The organism is Microbacterium gorillae, from assembly GCF_000826185.2.
GTDB lineage: Bacteria > Actinomycetota > Actinomycetes > Actinomycetales > Microbacteriaceae > Microbacterium > Microbacterium gorillae.
In genome coordinates, this window is the sequence record NZ_LN648875.1 from 528,994 (window position 1) to 545,504 (window position 16,511).

The 16,511-nt window shown below is 68.0% G+C and carries 14 protein-coding genes; 2 read left to right on the forward strand and 12 right to left on the reverse strand.

All coding sequences use genetic code 11. From position 1 onward, the window contains the following. From BN1193_RS11995 to BN1193_RS12020, 6 genes are all read right to left on the reverse strand, one after another. Complete coding sequence (locus tag BN1193_RS11995; protein WP_141396681.1) at positions 1 to 654, reverse strand: hypothetical protein; 654 nt, start codon at positions 652 to 654, stop codon at positions 1 to 3. A 60-nt stretch (positions 655 to 714) separates the two neighbouring features. After that, positions 715 to 1,497: a glucosamine-6-phosphate deaminase gene (gene nagB, locus BN1193_RS12000; RefSeq protein ID WP_040166623.1), complete on the reverse strand. Its 783-nt coding sequence runs from the start codon at positions 1,495 to 1,497 to the stop codon at positions 715 to 717. A gap of 132 nt (positions 1,498 to 1,629) precedes the next feature. Next, on the reverse strand, positions 1,630 to 2,571 hold the full coding sequence (locus BN1193_RS12005; RefSeq protein ID WP_326845052.1) for a carbohydrate ABC transporter permease: 942 nt from the start codon (positions 2,569 to 2,571) through the stop codon (positions 1,630 to 1,632). Further along, the gene (locus BN1193_RS12010) at positions 2,568 to 3,551 is read right to left on the reverse strand and encodes a carbohydrate ABC transporter permease (RefSeq protein WP_052460705.1); all 984 of its coding nucleotides are present in this window, start codon (positions 3,549 to 3,551) and stop codon (positions 2,568 to 2,570) included. The genes BN1193_RS12005 and BN1193_RS12010 overlap by 4 nt, the downstream gene beginning before the upstream one ends. A 58-nt stretch (positions 3,552 to 3,609) precedes the next feature. Next, complete coding sequence (locus BN1193_RS12015; RefSeq protein WP_040166624.1) at positions 3,610 to 4,881, reverse strand: extracellular solute-binding protein; 1,272 nt, start codon at positions 4,879 to 4,881, stop codon at positions 3,610 to 3,612. 63 nt (positions 4,882 to 4,944) lie between these two features. Next, positions 4,945 to 6,138, reverse strand: coding sequence for an ROK family transcriptional regulator (locus BN1193_RS12020; protein ID WP_040166626.1), 1,194 nt, complete (start codon positions 6,136 to 6,138; stop codon positions 4,945 to 4,947). Positions 6,139 to 6,349: 211 nt separating this feature from the next. Here BN1193_RS12020 and BN1193_RS12025 point away from each other — a divergent pair, with 211 nt between their 5' ends. Beyond that, positions 6,350 to 7,801, forward strand: coding sequence for a L,D-transpeptidase family protein (locus BN1193_RS12025; RefSeq protein ID WP_052460706.1), 1,452 nt, complete (start codon positions 6,350 to 6,352; stop codon positions 7,799 to 7,801). 207 nt (positions 7,802 to 8,008) lie between these two features. Beyond that, a complete protein-coding gene (locus tag BN1193_RS12030) occupies positions 8,009 to 8,461 on the forward strand; it encodes a GNAT family N-acetyltransferase (protein WP_040166628.1) in 453 nt (150 codons plus the stop codon). Positions 8,462 to 8,544: 83 nt separating this feature from the next. On the opposite strand, the gene BN1193_RS12035 is transcribed toward BN1193_RS12030, so the two are convergent. The 6 genes from BN1193_RS12035 to BN1193_RS12060 all read right to left on the reverse strand — a co-directional run bounded on the left by BN1193_RS12035 (position 8,545) and on the right by BN1193_RS12060 (position 16,481). After that, positions 8,545 to 9,510, reverse strand: coding sequence for an acetylxylan esterase (locus BN1193_RS12035; RefSeq protein ID WP_040166631.1), 966 nt, complete (start codon positions 9,508 to 9,510; stop codon positions 8,545 to 8,547). An 85-nt stretch (positions 9,511 to 9,595) separates the two neighbouring features. After that, entirely contained in the window at positions 9,596 to 11,407 is a 1,812-nt protein-coding gene (locus BN1193_RS12040; protein WP_040166633.1) for an ABC transporter ATP-binding protein, read from the reverse strand. Further along, the gene (locus BN1193_RS12045) at positions 11,404 to 13,230 is read right to left on the reverse strand and encodes an ABC transporter ATP-binding protein (protein WP_040166635.1); all 1,827 of its coding nucleotides are present in this window, start codon (positions 13,228 to 13,230) and stop codon (positions 11,404 to 11,406) included. Before BN1193_RS12045 ends, BN1193_RS12040 begins: the two co-directional genes overlap by 4 nt. A 289-nt stretch (positions 13,231 to 13,519) precedes the next feature. After that, a complete protein-coding gene (locus tag BN1193_RS12050) occupies positions 13,520 to 14,320 on the reverse strand; it encodes an ABC transporter permease (protein ID WP_040166637.1) in 801 nt (266 codons plus the stop codon). Between the two features lie 8 nt (positions 14,321 to 14,328). Beyond that, complete coding sequence (locus tag BN1193_RS12055; RefSeq protein ID WP_230206492.1) at positions 14,329 to 15,240, reverse strand: ABC transporter permease; 912 nt, start codon at positions 15,238 to 15,240, stop codon at positions 14,329 to 14,331. Positions 15,241 to 15,299: 59 nt separating this feature from the next. After that, positions 15,300 to 16,481 (reverse strand): ABC transporter substrate-binding protein, encoded by a 1,182-nt coding sequence (locus tag BN1193_RS12060; RefSeq protein WP_040166639.1) that lies wholly within the window; start codon positions 16,479 to 16,481, stop codon positions 15,300 to 15,302. Positions 16,482 to 16,511: the final 30 nt, after the last annotated feature.

Below are 16,511 nucleotides of genomic sequence, written 5' to 3' on the forward strand. Positions count from 1 at the left end.
TCAGTCGACGGGCCCCGAGCGGAACACCTCGGTCGTGCGCTCGGCCGGCATCCTCAGCGCGAGCAGGATGGCGACCGCAGCGATGACCAGGACCGCGATCGGTGCGATCAGTCCGAGGAACGAGGCGACCCCGGAGACAGCCAGCAACCCGCCCTGATCGGGGCCGGCGAACCGCAGCAGAAGCTGCACGAGGATCACGGCGGCCGCGTTCGCGAGCACCGCCCACAGCACGAGAGGTCGCGCCCATGACGGGATCCCGCGAGCGTTTCTGCGGATGGCGAACCCGGCCGCAACGGCCAGGATCAGTCCGACGACGCCGACGACCTGGTCAGCCAGGACGACCGGTGAGCCCCAGCGCAGCAGCTCCTCATCACCCGATGCCCCGAGGATCGTCGGTAGGACCCCGGCCGTGACCACGCGCGCGAGCACCATCACGGCCCAGGCGATCATCACGGCAACGGCGCCCTTCTGGCGCTCCACGACGCTCTCCGATCGGCCCAGTCCGACGGCCGCGACGACGATCGCGGCCGCCATCAGCACCGCGCCGACGACCCCCGGCGCGATCCCGGCGAGGGACGACCCCAGCGCCGGAACGAGAACGGAGAGCGCGAGGAGGATCCCCGTCGTCAGAAGTGTCCGCGACTGCACCGTCATGTCCGCCACGCTACCGCCCTCCCCGTCCGGTTCCTCGCTCCCCGTCCCGGACTCCCGGGCTCAGAGGCCCTGCCAGGCGGGCTTGTTCGCGAGGGCGTAGCGGTAGTAGTCGGCGTGCTTCAGGCGCGAGGCCGCGGCCTCATCCACGACGACGGTGACGTGCGGGTGCAGCTGGATCGCCGACCCCGGGCACTCCGACGACACCGGACCCTCGACGGCGCCCGCGACAGCCTCGGCCTTGCTCTCCCCGAACGCGAGCAGCACCAGGTGCCTCGCGCGCTGGATCGTCCCCAGCCCCTGCGTGATGCAGTGCATCGGGACCTGTGAGATGTCGCCGTCGAAGAAGCGGGCGTTGTCCACGCGGGTGCGCTCGGTGAGCGTCTTCACCCGCGTGCGTGACGCGAACGACGAGCCGGGCTCGTTGAATCCGATGTGCCCCGTCGAACCGATGCCGAGGATCTGCAGGTCCACCCCGCCGGCTGCCTCGATGGCGGCCTCATAGTCCTCGCCGGCGTGCGCGATCGTCTCCAGTGCCCCGTTGGGCGTGTGGATGCGGTCCGGGTTCAGCCCGAGCGGCTCGACGACCTCCCGCGTGATGACACTGCGGTAGCTCTCCGGGTGCGCCGGGTCGAGGCCGACGTACTCGTCCAGCGCGAAACCCTGCACGCGGGAGAGGTCGACGTCCGCGACGGCGGGCACGAGCGCTTCGTAGACGGGCAGCGGGGTCGATCCGGTCGCCAGCCCCAGCACGTAGTCCGGGTTGGCGACGATCTGCCGGACGATCTCGGCCGCGACGAGGCGCCCGGCCTCATCCTTGTCCGCGACGATGACCACTTCAGCCATGCGTGAGGGCTCCTTCTCTGTGCTGATCGGCGCCGATCGGTGCGGCGCTGAGAACGGCCGTCGGTGAGCCCGGCGGCCGCGTTCCCATCCTCCCACCCGGACGGGCGGAGCGCGGAACCGGAGGACGCCGCCTCAGCCCTTCACCGCGCCGGACACCATCCCGCTGGTCATCCGTCCCTGCACGAGCAGGAAGAACACCGCCACGGGCAGCGCGATCAGGGTCGAGGACGCCATCACGGCGCCCCAGTTGGTCGCTTCCGTCGCGGACTGGAACGAGTTCAGCCAGGGCGGCAGCGTGAGGCTCTTGGACTCCAGCAGCAGCATCGCCATCGTGAACTCGTTCCACGACTGGATGAACGCGAAGATGCCGGTGGAGACCAGGCCCGGCGCGAGCAGCGGGAAGGTGACCTTCCAGAACGCCTGGGTCCGCGTGCAGCCGTCGATCATGGCGGCCTCTTCGAGATCCGCCGGGACTCCGGCGACGAATCCGCGCAGGGTCCAGATCGTGAACGGCACCACCGCAGCGATGTTCACGATCGCGAGCCCGAGAAGGTTCTTCAGGTGCAGGTCGTCCATCATCGCGAAGATCGTGAACATCATGGCTTCGCCGGGCACCATCTGGACGATCAGCACGGTGACGATGAACCCCCACCGCCCGCGGAAGTGGAAGCGGGCGATGGCGATCGAGGCCAGGAACGCGATCAGCAGCGTGACGATGACGACCGGGATCGTCACCGTGAGCGAGGACAGCAGCGCGTGCACGAAGTCGGTCTGACCGTCCGCGGCCGGCTTCGTCCACGCGGCGATGTAGTTGCGCCAGGTGAATTCGACCGGGAACGCGCTCGGCGTCCGGCTGATGATCTTGTTGGACGGCGTGAACGACATGTTCACCATCCAGTAGACCGGGAACACGCTGAAGACGAAGACGATCACGGCCACGACGTTCAGCACGACCCGGGTGCTGCGCCGACGCGGCTGGTTGGTCGTGTCGACGTGCTTCGGCGGCTTTCCCTCTCGCGCGGCGCGAGGCGTGGGAGCGGTGATCGTGGTCGGATCAAGGGTCGTGGAGGTCACTTCTCCTCCTCCTTCAGCGTCGAGCGGATGTAACCCCACGAGATCAGCATCAGGATGATCACCATCAGCACACCGATCGCGCCGGTCATGCCGAAGTCGTCGGCCCCGAGGCGGAACATGTAGGTGCCGAGCACGTTGGTCTCACTCGGCGTTCCACCTCGGCCCTGCAGGGCGAACACCTGGGTGAAGATCCGCATGTTCCAGATCACCTGCAGGATGAAGACGACCATCACCACGGGGCGGAGGTACGGGAAGATCACCAGGCGGAAGCGGGCGAAGCCGCCCGCACCGTCCAGCGACGCGGCCTCGAGCACCTCGCCGGGCACCTGCCCGAGGGCGGCGTAGATCGTGAACGCCACGAACGGAATACCCATCCAGACCACGATGATCGTCAGCACCGTGAAGAACGAGAACGGGTTCATCAGCCAGGAGTGGTTGGTGAAGTCCTCAGATCGCGTCGCCCAGTTCAGCACCGCGTTGATCACGCCGTACTGCGTGTCGAAGATCCAGCTGAACACGACCGTGGAGGACAGCGGCGGCATGGACCAGGCCAGCAGCAGACCGACCGCGACCAGCAGTCGGAATCCCCGCGACAGTCGGGTCATCAGGATCGCGATGAGGGTTCCGCCGAGCATGATCAGTCCGGTCATCACCGCCATCAGCAGGAGGCTCCGCAGCAGCACGATCGGGAAGTCGCTGGAGGTGAGGACCCGGACGTAGTTGTCGAACCAGACGAAGTTCGCCGGGATGTCCAGCATCTTGTTCTTGATCGTGACGTCGGTGAACGAGTTCGTCACCATGGTCACGCCGGGGTAGCCGACCATCACCGCCAGCAGCACGATCGCGGGAGCCAGCAGCGCCCACGCCGTCCGCGCGTCACGGCGGCGCCGACGCCGCTCGTTCGGGGTCAGTTCTCGTGAGGACCGGCGCCGTCCCGCAGCGGGGGCCGAACGCTCCTCATCGATCTCGGCGACGCTCATGGCGCACCGCTCCTTTCGAGGACGGACGGGGCCCCGGCGACACCGGGGCCCCTCCGCGTCACTTGTTGAGGATCGCTTCGATGTCGGAGTCGAGCTTGGTGGCGACCGTCTTGACGTCCTCACCCTTGGCGATCTTCACCAGAGCATCCGGGATGACCAGGGCCTTCTCGACCTCGGCCCAGTTGGCCGACGCGGGGACGGCGCGCGACGCGGCGGTGGCCTTCGCGGCCTCCTGGGTGATCTGGTCATCCGGGAGGAACTGGGCCTGCGAGGTCAGCGCCGGGATCAGGCCGTTGCCGGCCATGATCTTCTGGTAGCCGTCCGAGAGCATGATCGCCAGCGCCTTCTGCGCCATCGCCTTGTTCTGGGACTTCGTCGCGATCGCGACCGACGAGCCACCGGCGAACACCGGAGCGGCCTCCCCGGCGGTCATGCCGGGCAGTGCGAACGCCTGCAGGTCCTTGCCGTAGGTGTCCGGGCAGCCCGGGTTATCGGCATCGGCGGCGGCCAGGATCGACCACTTCACCCACGACGGGGCGGAGAGGAATCCGGTCTCACCGGCGCAGAACGGGATCTGCGGGTCGGTCTCGTTCGAATCCGCCGGGGCGACGTTGGCGTTCGTGTAGACGTCCTGGAGCATCTTTAGGCCCTTGAGGCTCTTCTCGGACGAGAACTGCGCGTCCCACTTGTCGCCGTCCTTCACGGCGACCTCGCCACCGTTGGCCCAGACGAACGCCAGCGCGTTGTACCAGTCCTTGCCCGGCGCCCAGATGCCCGAGCGCGTGGCCGTCTTCATCGCCTTTCCGTCCGCGACGTAGTCGGTCAGCGTCGCCGGAACGGTGCCCTTGAACACCTCGGGCGAGTAGAACACGATGCGCGAGCCGGCGTAGTAGGGCACCGCGTAGGTCTTGCCGTCGACCGAGCCGAGGTCGACGAACGACTTCAGCAGCTTGTCGCCACCGAGGTCGGACACCTGGTCGGTGATATCGGCGAACATGCCCTTGTCGATGAAGCCCTGCGCCTGGGTGTTCCCCACCTCGACGACATCGGGGGCGTCATTCGAGCTCAGCGCGGCGACGTAGGCCTCGTTCGTGTCCGCCCACGTCTTCTCGACGATCTTCAGGGTCCAGCCCTTGTTCTCCTTGGCGAACGTGTCGGTGAGGTACGTGCGCGCCTCATCGGGGGTGTCCGTGCCGACGAGCCAGACGGTGAGCTCCCCCGTCGCCGCGGGCGTCTCATCCTTGCCACCGGCAGCACCGCCGGTGGAGCATCCCGCGAGAGCGAGTGCGGCGGCGCCGAAGACGGCGACGGCTCCGAGCTTTCGGTTCATGTCATTTCCTTTGCTTGTGTGGTGGGGTCGACGGGCGGACCCGTCTGATCGGAGTGTCGGGGACTACGACACACCGAGTCGTTCGGAGAGCACCATCACGGCGGCGCCGCGCAGCACGATGTCCGAACCGTGTTCGGTCATCCGCACGCGCACCCCGTCATGGAACTGGGCGAGCGTGCGGTGACGCAGGGTCTCGAGGGCCGAGTCCGCGAACGGACCCTCGAGCAGATCACGGGGGCCGGAGAGCGTGACCTCCGGCAGGTCCAGGGCGCCCACGATCGGGGCGAGGGCGATGCCGAGCCGTTCACCCGCATCGCGCAGCACGGTGTCGCGATCACCGCTGTCGGAGATGCGGCGGCGCAGGCCGGGAACCGCGACCCAGGCCTCGAGGCAGCCGTCTCTGCCGCACACGCAGGGCGGCCCGCCGTCAGTACCGACGGTGACATGACCGATCTCGCCGGCGGCGAAATGCCGTCCGATGACCGGCTCCCCGCCGATGATCAGACCGGCACCGACGCCGAGGCCGATCTTGACCAGCATGCAGTCGCCCTCCGCGGCGCCCAGCGTGCATTCGGCCAGGACCGCGGCGTTCGCGTCGTTCGCGACCACCACGGGCAGGCCGAGTTCGGCGGACAGCACGTCCCGCAGCGGGACATCCGCCCACCCGTAGTTCGGAGCGGTGAGCACTCCCCCGTCGGCGCCGACCACGCCCGGAGAGCCGACGCCCACGCCGAGCACGGGACGCGTGGCCGCGGCGACCAGTTCGCGAGCGAGCCGGATCACGAGCGCCAGCGCGGCGTCGGCGTCCCCGGAGGCGGGCTCGGGCACCTCGCGGCGGACCAGCACCTCACCGTCCAGGTTCAGCACGGCGCCGGTGAACGGGCTGGAGCCGGAGAGGTCCATGCCGATGATCTGATGCTCGTCACGGGCGAGATCGACGAGGATCGCCGGTTTGCCCGGTCCGCCGGAGGATTCGCGTACCCCCTTCTCCAGGACGAAACCGTCGGAGATGAGCTCGGCGACGAGGTCGGAGATGGTCACTCGCGTGAGGCCGGTGCCCCGGGACAGATCGGCCCGGCTCATCGTCCCCTCATGGAAGAGCGTCTGCAGCACGAGCGAACGATTGTGGCCTCGGGCGTGCTCCGGCAGCACCTTGCCGTGCGCACGCAACGACCCGCCGCCTCCCCGACGGGAGGATGCGCCGGCGGGTGTCCCGCCGGACCGAGAAGAGCGACCCTGCGCTTCCGATGCTGCCATGATGTTTGTTAGTAGACCTTACGAACAAAAGATCTGGCAAGCGTTCGCGGACGAATTCTCCGCCGGGTTACCGGTTCGTTATCGCCGGGGGCCGCCCGAGCGCCTCCGCGATCGCGCGGGCAAATCGGGATCGATTCGTGATGTGATCCCGGGGACCTTCCCGGTTCGCGCTTCTAGCATTGTCTGTGACCACGACTCAGGGGGACCAGGCATGAACAACGACGACACGCGCGACGTCACTGCGTCGTCTGCCGCCGACGACGCCGCGCCGCTCGCGGTGTGGGCGCCGCAGGACGAGCAGCGCAAGAAGCGACGTCGCTGGCCGTGGATCGTCGCCATTCCCGCGGTCGGGCTCATCGCCGGCCTCGCGATCACGTCGACCGTGCTGATCGCACCGGGCGTGAGCGCCGCCGGCGTCCCCATCGGTGGGCTCACGCGCGAGGCGGCTGCGAAGACCATCTCCGACAAGCTCGCGAACACCGTCGTGACGGTCAAGACGCCCGAGGGGTCCGTCAACCTCACGGGCACCGATCTCGGCGCGTCGATCGACGCCGGCACGCTCGCGGATGACGCGCACAAGAACTTCCCGCTGTGGAACCTGACCGGCTGGAGCGACGAGGAGGTCAAGGGTCTGGTCGCTCTGGACGAGGGCACCGCGGCCGAGGCGCTCAAGAAGGCGACGCCGACCTCCTACACGGATCCGGTCGAGGCGACGGTGAAGTTCGACGGCAAGGCCTTCGTCGCGACCGCGTCTGCAAACGGCACGGGCATCCCGCTGGAGCCGGTGCGCGAGGCGCTGCAGAAGGCGCTCGCGTCGGATGAGAAGAAGGTCACGCTCGCCGTCGAGACCGCCCCCATCGAGCCGACCCTCACGACCGCCGAGGTCAAGGGCGCCGTGGACAAGCTGAACGGCATCGTCTCGACGATCGGGTTCTACGTCGGCGACGAGCGCACGGTCCCGGTCGACCCGGGCACGGCCGCGTCCTGGCTGAACTACAAGATCGCCGATGACGGCACCCTCACGATCGCCGCCGACGAGGCCGCGATCGCGAAGGTCGTCCCGTCGTTGAAGCAGGCCATCGATCGCCCGGCGAAGGATGGCAAGGTCATCACCGACTCCTACGGCGAGGTCCTGCAGACGCTGGAGGAGGGCCAGGACGGTCGCACGATCGGGGACACCTCGAAGGTGGCGGCCACGTTCGCCGCCCAGCTGGCCGAGGGCAACGCGAAGTACGAACTGCCCGTCGCGGTCGTGAAGGCCAAGACCACGACTCTCGAGCGCTCGATCGATGTGAACCTGTCGACACAGACGGTCACCGTCTACGAGAACGGCCAGGTGGTTCGCTCGATGCTCGCCTCAACCGGCACCTCGGCGCACCCGACACACACCGGCGAGTTCCGCGTCAACTCGCATGTGTGGGAGCAGAACATGGGCTCCTGCGACAGCCAGGGCAAATTCGTTCCCGGCGGCACGTTCGATTACTGCACCGCCAATGTGAAGACCGTCATGTACTTCAACGGCGACGAGGGCTTCCACGGCACCTGGTGGCACAGCAACTTCGGCACCCCGATGAGCCACGGCTGCGTGAACCTCTCCGAGCCCGACGCCTACTGGCTGTACGAGTGGACGCCGGAAGGCACCCAGGTCAGCGTGCACTACTGATCCGGCGTTCGGAGGGAGCCCGTCGCATCGCGACGGGCTCCCTCCGTTTCGGGGCACGGGCGGCGAATCCTCTCGCGATCGACCGGCCCGAACGACTCTTGTTTTCCCTGGTCACGACCAGAATCAGGACGGCCTCGAAACACGACCGGCACCGGATGTTCACACGTGACCCGCGCAACTGCGCGCGGTTACGGCTAGCCTGTCGCTATGACCGACCTGCGACTCGAAGAGCTCAGTGCCGCGACGATCGTCGCCGTGAACAACCTGTCCCTCAAGCCCGGGCAGCAGCAGTACCTGGCGCCGGTGTCCTATGACCTCGCGACGACGGTGATGAACCCGCAGACGACGTGGCAGCGCGTCGTGCTGGACGGCGATGAGGTCGTCGGCTTCGTGAGCGCCAACTTCGACCCGGACTCACCGGAGGAGCACTTCCGCTCCGTGCTCTGGCGGATCAACGTGGATGCGGACGACCAGGGCCGAGGCGTGGGCCGGTTCGCCGTCGCGCAGCTGCTGGCCGTCGCGCAGTCCAAGGGTTTCGACCACGTCGATGTGATCTATGAGGCGGGCCCGGACGGCCCGGAACGCTTCTTCACCCGGGTCGGTTTCGCCCCGGTGGCCGAGACGGAGTACGGCGAGGTCATCGCGACCGTCTCGGTCTGAGACGCTCCCCACAACCGCACTTCCGGCGCTCGGAAAGCGTTGAAGGCGAGAGCGACCGTTCGGTCGCTCTCGCCTTCGGCCGTTCAGAAGCGCTCGGCGAGCCAGTGCGCCTGCCGGATCCACTGCTGCGTCTGTCCGCCTTCGTGGCCGTTGAACTCGTAGATCTCGAGCTCACGGTCGGCGACCTCGAGATGGTTGTACGCGGCGAAGACGCTGGAGGGCAGCACCGTGGCGTCCATCATCGCGACGGAGAACAGCGCCGGTGCGGTGATGCGCTTGGCGAAGTTCACGCCGTCCATGTACGACAGGGTGCGAAAGACGGTGTCGGTCTGGTCGCGGTGCGCGGCGAGGTAGGTGACGATCTCCGTGAACGGCGGGTTCGGGGTCAGCTGCACGGACCGACGGAAGTGGCACAGGAACGGGACGTCCGGCATCACGGCTCGCACGCCGGGGTGCAGCGCGGCGACCGCGATCGCCGTCCCCCCGCCCTGACTGCCTCCGGTGACGGCGACGCGATCGCGGTCGATCCCGTCGAGTTCGAGGACCGTGTCGACCGCGCGCACACCGTCGGTGAACAGGCGCCGGTAGTAGTACGTGTCCGGGTCGGTGATCCCCCGCGTCATGTAACCCGGAGTCGCCGGGCCGGAACCGTGCGGGTCCGGGGTGTCTCCCCCGGTGCCCCAGTGCGAGCCCTGGCCGCGCGTGTCCATGAGCACGTGCACGTAGCCGGCCGCCGCCCACGCCAGCCGCTCGCCCGGAAGGCCGCGGCCACCGCCGTAGCCGATGAATTCGACCACCACCGGCAGCGGGCCGCTCGTGCGGGGACGCGTGACCCAGGCCCGGATCAGATCACCGCCGAAGCCGGAGAACGTCAGATCGGAGATCTCGAATGCGGTGATCGGTGAATCCACCGGCCGGAGCACCGGCGGAGTGGCCAGCGCGCGCGCCTCACCGATCGTCCGGGTCCAGAAGGCGTCGAAGTCGTCGGGTTCGGCCACCTCGGGCCGGTAGTCGCGCAGTTCGTCCGAGGTGAGGTCGCTGAGGGGCATGCCCCGAGCCTATTGCCGAGACACCCTCAAGCGCGCGAGACACCCATGCAGTGCATGCGTGTCTCGCGCGCTGGGTGTCTCGCGCTCAGACCAGGGTCTCGCGCCACGCGCGGTGCAGCTGGGCGAACTTGCCGGTGCCGGCGATCAGGGCCGCCGGAGCGTCGTCCTCGATGATGCGGCCGTGCTCCATCACGAGCACGCGGTCAGCGATGGCCACGGTGGACAGGCGGTGGGCGATGATGATCGCGGTCCGGTCCGCCAGCAGGGTCTCCAAGGCGTTCTGGATCTGCCGCTCGCTGGGCATGTCCAGCGAGGCGGTCGCCTCGTCGAGGATCAGCACCGCAGGATCGGCCAGGAACGCCCGGGCGAACGAGATCAGCTGACGCTGCCCAGCGGACACCCGCCCTCCGCGCTTGTTCACGTCGGTGTCGTAGCCGTCCGGCAGCGCCCGGATGAACGCGTCCGCGCCGACCGCGCGCGCGGCCGCCTCGATCTCTCCGAGCGTCGCCTCCGGCTTGCCGAGGGCGATGTTGTCCGCGATCGTGCCGCTGAACAGGTAGGCCTCCTGCGTCACCATGACGATTGCGCGGCGCAGGTCCTTCGGGTGCATGGACCGCAGGTCCACGCCGTCGAGCGTGACGGCGCCCTCGCTGGGGTCGTAGAACCGCGAGACCAGCTTGGCCAGCGTCGACTTGCCGGCACCGGTGGTGCCGACCAGCGCGACGGTCTGCCCCGCCGGGATCTCCAGGGAGAAATCCGGCAGGATGATGCGGTCGTCGGCGTACCCGAACGTGACGTCATCGAAACGGAGGTGCCCGCGGGCCTCCCACAGATCGATCGGCTTCGTCGGGTCCGGAACCGTCGGCTCCTCCTCCAGCACGCCCGAGACCTTCTCCAGCGCCGCCGTGGCGGACTGGAAGGAGTTCATGAACATCGCCACGTCCTGCAGCGGACCGAAGAAGTTGCGGACGTACAGCACGGCGGCCAGCAGCGCACCGACCTCGATCGCGCCGGACGAGACCCGAAGTCCACCGACGAGGACGACCACGCCGAGCGTCGCCGCGGCGATCGCCATCAGCGCCGGGTCGAACGTGCCGAACAGCCGGAAGACCTTGCGGTTGGCGTCGCGGTGGTCCCCGGCGAGCCGCTGGAACTCCACGTCGTTGGTGTCCTCGGTCCGGAACGCCTTGACGGCGCGGATGCCCGTCATGGTCTCCACGAACTTCACGATGACCTTCGCGCTGACCACGCGGGTCTCCCGGAACACCGTCTGGGAACGGGCGAAGAACCAGCGCATCAGGAAGAACAGCGGGATGCCCGCCGCGACGAGGACCAGCCCGGACTGCCAGTCCACGAGGAACAGCATGATGAACGTGAACCCGGCGTACAGGACGCCGGAGACGAGCTGGTTCAGGCCGCCGTCCAGCAGCTCACGGATCGAGTCGAGGTCGCTGGTCTGGCGCGAGATGATGCGACCGGACGTGTAGGACTCGTGGAACTCGAGGCTGAGCTTCTGCGTGTGCAGGAAGATCCGCTTGCGCAGGTCCAGCATGATGGCCTGCGTCAGCTTGGCCGCCAGGACGGCGTACCACCCGATCAGGGCCGCACCACCGATGCCGACGACGATGTACACGATGACGACGCCGAACGTCGGCATCCAGTCGGCGCGCTTGAGCACCGCCGGGAGTGCGGTGTCGATGCCCCACGCGATCAGGGCCGGAGCGATCACCTGCATGATCGTGGACGCCACGATCACCACGCCGGTCAGCACGATCAGCCAGCGCATCGGCCGGATCAGCGACGCCAGCAAGCGCATCGAGCGGCGCCGGATGGCCCGGCTCTCCGCCTTGGTGTAGTCGAGGCGCTCTTCGCCCTTGGTTCCGACGACGGTGCTCATCGGCCCGCCTCCGCTTCCTGCTTGTCGCGAGCTTCGTTCTCGAGGCTCGAGATGACGTATCGATAGTGCTCGCTGGTGGCGAGCAGATCGCTGTGGGTACCGACCGCGGTGACCCGGCCGGCCTCCAGCAGCGCGACGCGGTCCGCCAGCGCCACGGTGGACGGACGGTGCGCGACGATCAGCGCCGTGGTGTTCGCGAGGACCTCGCGCAGCGCCGCCTCCACGAGCGCCTCGGTGTCCACATCCAGCGCCGAGAGGGGGTCGTCGAGGACCAGCACGGAGGGAGCGGCGGCCACGGCTCGAGCGAGCGCGAGCCGCTGACGCTGACCACCGGACAGGCTCATGCCCTCTTCGCCGATCACCGTCTCGGTGCCCTCCGGCAGATCGTCCACGAAGCCGGCCTGCGCGATCTGGAGCGCCTCGCGCAGGACGCGCTCCCCCTCCGGCCCGTGCGGATCCAGTTCCGGTCGACCCAACAGGACGTTGGTGCGTACGGACGCGGAGAACAGCGTGGCGTCCTCGAACGCCATCGCGATGTGCCGGCGGAGGTCGGTCAACCGCATCTCGCGCACATCGACTCCGTCCAGCGTCACCGCACCACCGGTGACGTCGTACAGGCGCGTCGGCAGCGTGGTCAGCGTGGTCTTGCCGGAACCGGTCAGGCCGACGAGCGCCATCGTCTCGCCCGGCTCCAGCTCCAGGTCGATGCCGTTCAGCAGGTCCGCCTCGTGAGCGCCGGCGTCCTGGTACCGGAAGTGCGCGCCGCGGAACGCCAGGCGCCCACGGGAGGTGGGCATGGCGACGGCGTCCGGGGCGTCGGTGATGGTGTCGATCTCGTCGAACACCTCGAACACGCGGTCCGTCGCGGTCCGGGCGTCCAGTAGGAAGGAGAACAGGAACCCGATCGACTCGATCGGCCAGCGCAGCACGGTGGCCATCGCGAAGAACGCGAACAGTTCGGCGACGCTCATCTGCCCCTGCGAGGCGAGCCAGATGCCGGCCAGCAGACACAGCCCGAAGGCGATCGCCGGCATCAGCACGAGCCAGAACCAGATGCTGCCGTCGGCGCGCGCCTTCTTGATCTCGGTCTCGCGCAGCGTCTCAGCCTGGCGGGTGAACTTCGACAGCGCGAACTTGCCGCGACCGAACGCCTTCAGCACGCGGATGCCGTGGACGCTCTCCTCGACGCTCGTGGCGAGATCACCGGCCTGGTCCTGCGACAGCCGGGACAGAATGCCGTACTTCTGGTCGAACAGGTAGCCCTGGACCCACAGCGGGAGGGAGGTCACCAGGAAGATCACGCCGAGCAGCCAGTGCCAGCGGAACAGCAGCCCGGTGCCGATGATGATCGTGAGGATGTTCACCAGCAGCAGGATGAGGCCGAACGCGAGCCAGCGGCGGATCAGACCGATGTCCTGCATCATGCGGCTGAGCAGCTGGCCGGACTGCCACCGGTCGTGGAAGGCGACCGGCAGTCGCTGGAGCTTGGCGTAGAAGTCCGTGCGCATGCCGTACTCGACGGTCATGGACGGGTTCAGCACGAACCAGCGGCGCAGCCACACCATCGCCGCCTCACCGAGGCCGAGCAGCAGCACGAGGCCGGCGCCCAGGACGATCGGCCAGGTCTCGCGCTGCGCGATGGGACCGGCGACGACCCATTCCAGGGCGATCGGGATGAGCAGGGAGATGATCGCGCCGACGAGCGCGCTGAGCGCCCCCAGCGCGAGGCGGCCGGAGACGGGCCGGACGTAGGGCATCAGGCGCAGCAGAGCGCGCGGAGTGGACAGTCGGACGGTCTCGGAAGACGGTGCGGAAGAGTGCATGATCCTTGTGGGATGTGAGAGATGTGACCGGAAACGCGTCAGCACGCAAGGGGCTGACGATCAGAGATGCCGCCGGGGGCGGCGCCGTGGGCTACCCCGCGAGGGTGCCCGGGAGCCCGAGCGTCCACACCGCGGCGGGACGGAAGGCGGGCGTGTCAACGGCGATTCGTGTCATGGCGGCCTCCTGAGCTCGGGGTGTCGCGACGGTCGACGCGACAGCCCTCCAGCCTATGCCTGGGCGAACTCTGAACGCAAGGGTCGATTTCCCGGTGCCCAGCGGACCGGCGCGTCAGCGGTGGGTCGTCTCCTCGCCGGAGAGACGCTGGGCGAGCCAGATCGGCACGATCGAGACGACCACGAGGACCACGGCGATCACCGCCACGATCGGCGCCTGATTCGGACGGAACATGTTGTCCAGGATGAACCGCGGCAGCGTCGTCACCCCGGACCCGACTGTGAAGGTCGTCACGATGATCTCGTCGAAACTGAGCGCGAAGGCCAGCAGGCCGCCGGCGAGGAGGGCGGAGCGCAACTGCGGGAAGGTCACCAGTCGGAACGTGGTCCAGATCCCGGCGCCGAGGTCTGCGGAGGCCTCCTCGAGGTTCGTCCCGGTCCGGCGCAGGCGTGCGACCACGTTGTTGAACACCGTCACGATGCAGAACGTCGCGTGGGCGATGACGACGGTCCAGATCGACAGCGGAATGCCGAGGATGGTGCGGAAGAAGTTGTTCAGTGCGATACCCGTGATGATGCCCGGCAATGCGATCGGCAGGATCACCAGGAGTGAGACCACATCCCGTCCGAAGAAGGAGAACCGCTGCAGGGCGATCGAGATGAGGGTGCCGAGCACCAGGGCGATGGCGGTGGCGATGACAGCTACGAGCACGCTCGTGCCGATCGCCCCCAGCGCGCCCTCGTTCGTGAAGGCCCTCCCCCACCACTCCAGCGTGAAGCCGGTGGGCGGCCAGGACAGCGACGCCGACGTCGAGAACGAGTTGATCATCACGATCACCAGCGGCAGGTAGACCACCACCAGGATGACCCCGGTGAGAACGGCGAGGGTGACGCGGGCACTGCGGCTCAGTCGCATGACGGCTCCTACAGGTTCTCCAGCGCACCGGTGCGCTTGACCAGCGCCAGGTAGCCGAAGATGATGACGATCGGGATGAGTGCGATCGCGGACGCGAGCGGCAGGTTGTTGGCGGCACCGACGTTCGTGTACACGAGGTTGCCGAGCATCTGGCTGGCGCCACCGACGATGTTGACCGTGATGTAGTCACCGAGCGAGAGCGAGAAGCTGAAGATCGATCCGGCGACGATCGCCGGGAACACCAGGGGCAGAACCACCGAGCGCATCGTGCGCCAGGTCTTGCCGCCGAGATCCGCGGACGCCTCCAGCAGCGAGTCCGGAACTCGTTCGAACCCGGCATGGATCGGCAGGATCACGTACGGCAGCCAGAGGTAGGACAGCGTGATGACGGTCGCGGCGACGCCGTAGCCCGGGGTGTGCATGCCGAGCGGAGAGATGAGCCATTCCAGCACACCGTCCTTGCTCAGCACCGATCGCCACGCGTAGGCCTTGACGAGGTAGCTGGCCCACAGCGGCATCAGCACCGCGATCAGGAGCAGTCGCTGCGTTCGCGGGGAGGCGACCTTGGCCATGTAGAACGCGATCGGCACCGCGATCGCCACATCGATCACGGTCACCAGCAGGGCGATGCCGAGGGTCCGCAACGTGACCGTCTGGTAGAGCGATCCCGTGATGACCGTGACGATGTTGTCCAGGGTCCACTCGGTGCGGATCTGTCCGGTGAAGGAGTCAACCTGCCAGAACGCGGTGATCAGCAGCAGCACCAGCGCGACGATGTACACCACGACGAGCCAGAACAGCGGCGCGCTCAGCAGCAGGGCCAGGCGGGTCCGGCGGTGCGTGGTGAGGAAGGATGAGACGCGCCGCGCCGGTGTGTCCTTCGGCATCGGGACGGCGACGGTCCTCGGCTGCGCGGTCATGCGGGTCCTTTCCGTGATCGGGGGCGGTATCGGTCCGCCCCCGATCGTTGGGGGTCTTGTCAGCCCTTGATCTCGGACCAGGCCGCGGTCCACTTGGCGTAGTCGACGCACGTCACGTCGGTGCGCCCGTCCAGGCACTTCGCGATCGGGGTGGTCCAGTACCAGATCTTGGACGCGTATTCGGCGTCGCCCGCGTGGTACGCCTCACAGTCGTCTCGGAAGTCGCACGCCTTCTGGCTGGAGGGCGCCTCACCGAAGTACGCGGTGGCGGCGGCGTTGGCCTCCGGGCTGGCGATGTAGTTCAGCCAGGCATAGGCGCAGTTCGGATCCTTCGCCTTCGAGGAGATCATCCAGGTGTCGGACCAACCGGTGGCGCCCTCGTCCGGCAGCACCACGGCCGTCTTGGCCCCCTCGGCCTCGAGCGAGTTCTGGATCACCTGCCAGGTCGTGCCGACGACCGAGTCGCCGCTCTGGAACGACTGGATCTCCTTCAGGTAGTCGCCCCAGTACTCGCCGACGTTCGCACGCTGCGCCTTCAGCAGCTTCACCGCGGCATCGAACTGGTCCTGATCCAGCGCGTACGGGTTCGTGATCTTCAGGTCCGGCTGGTGGGCCATCAGGTACACGGCGGCGTCGGCGATGTAGATCGGCGAGTCGTACGCGGTGACCTTGCCCTTGTAATCGCTCGCCTTGTCGAAGACGAGATCCCACGAGGTCGGCGCCGTCTTGACGACGTCCGTGTTGTACAGCAGCAGGTTGGCGCCGTATCCGTGCGGGACGCCGTAGCTCTTGCCGTCGACGGAGTTCCACGGCTTGTCCTTGAGGAAGTCGTACAGGCCGGCGTAGTTCGGAATGAGGTCGGTGTTCACCGCGGTGACGTCCCCGGCCGCGATCAGGCGCAGCGTCGCGTCACCCGAGGCGGCCACGACGTCGTAGTCACCGGTCTTGACGAGGTTGATGGCCTCATCGGAGGTGCCGTAGGACTTCGACTCCACGGTGCAGCCGGTGGACTTCTCGAACGGGGTGACCCAGTCCACCTTCGGGTCGTTGCTGCCGTCCTCCACGTAGCCCGGCCACGCGAGGATCGAGACGGACCCCTCGTTCTCGCCGAGCTTCGTCGGCAGTTCGCTGCCGGCGTCGCCGCCGCCGCCGGATGAGGTTCCGCAGCCGCTGAGGGCCAGGACGGCACCGCTGACCGCGGCCAGGACGGCGACGGTGCGGAGCTTGGAGGTGGTGCTCATGGTGTTCCTCTCGTTGCTGTGAGCAGGGGT

Coding starts and splice junctions, on each gene's coding strand:
- BN1193_RS11995 (WP_141396681.1), bottom strand. CDS start 654: ATGACGGTGCAGTCGCGGACACTTCTGACGACGGGGATCCTCCTCGCG.
- nagB (WP_040166623.1), bottom strand. CDS start 1,497: ATGGCTGAAGTGGTCATCGTCGCGGACAAGGATGAGGCCGGGCGCCTC.
- BN1193_RS12010 (WP_052460705.1), bottom strand. CDS start 3,551: ATGAGCGTCGCCGAGATCGATGAGGAGCGTTCGGCCCCCGCTGCGGGA.
- BN1193_RS12015 (WP_040166624.1), bottom strand. CDS start 4,881: ATGAACCGAAAGCTCGGAGCCGTCGCCGTCTTCGGCGCCGCCGCACTC.
- BN1193_RS12020 (WP_040166626.1), bottom strand. CDS start 6,138: ATGGCAGCATCGGAAGCGCAGGGTCGCTCTTCTCGGTCCGGCGGGACA.
- BN1193_RS12025 (WP_052460706.1), top strand. CDS start 6,350: ATGAACAACGACGACACGCGCGACGTCACTGCGTCGTCTGCCGCCGAC.
- BN1193_RS12030 (WP_040166628.1), top strand. CDS start 8,009: ATGACCGACCTGCGACTCGAAGAGCTCAGTGCCGCGACGATCGTCGCC.
- BN1193_RS12035 (WP_040166631.1), bottom strand. CDS start 9,510: ATGCCCCTCAGCGACCTCACCTCGGACGAACTGCGCGACTACCGGCCC.
- BN1193_RS12040 (WP_040166633.1), bottom strand. CDS start 11,407: ATGAGCACCGTCGTCGGAACCAAGGGCGAAGAGCGCCTCGACTACACC.
- BN1193_RS12045 (WP_040166635.1), bottom strand. CDS start 13,230: ATGCACTCTTCCGCACCGTCTTCCGAGACCGTCCGACTGTCCACTCCG.
- BN1193_RS12050 (WP_040166637.1), bottom strand. CDS start 14,320: ATGCGACTGAGCCGCAGTGCCCGCGTCACCCTCGCCGTTCTCACCGGG.
- BN1193_RS12055 (WP_230206492.1), bottom strand. CDS start 15,240: ATGACCGCGCAGCCGAGGACCGTCGCCGTCCCGATGCCGAAGGACACA.
- BN1193_RS12060 (WP_040166639.1), bottom strand. CDS start 16,481: ATGAGCACCACCTCCAAGCTCCGCACCGTCGCCGTCCTGGCCGCGGTC.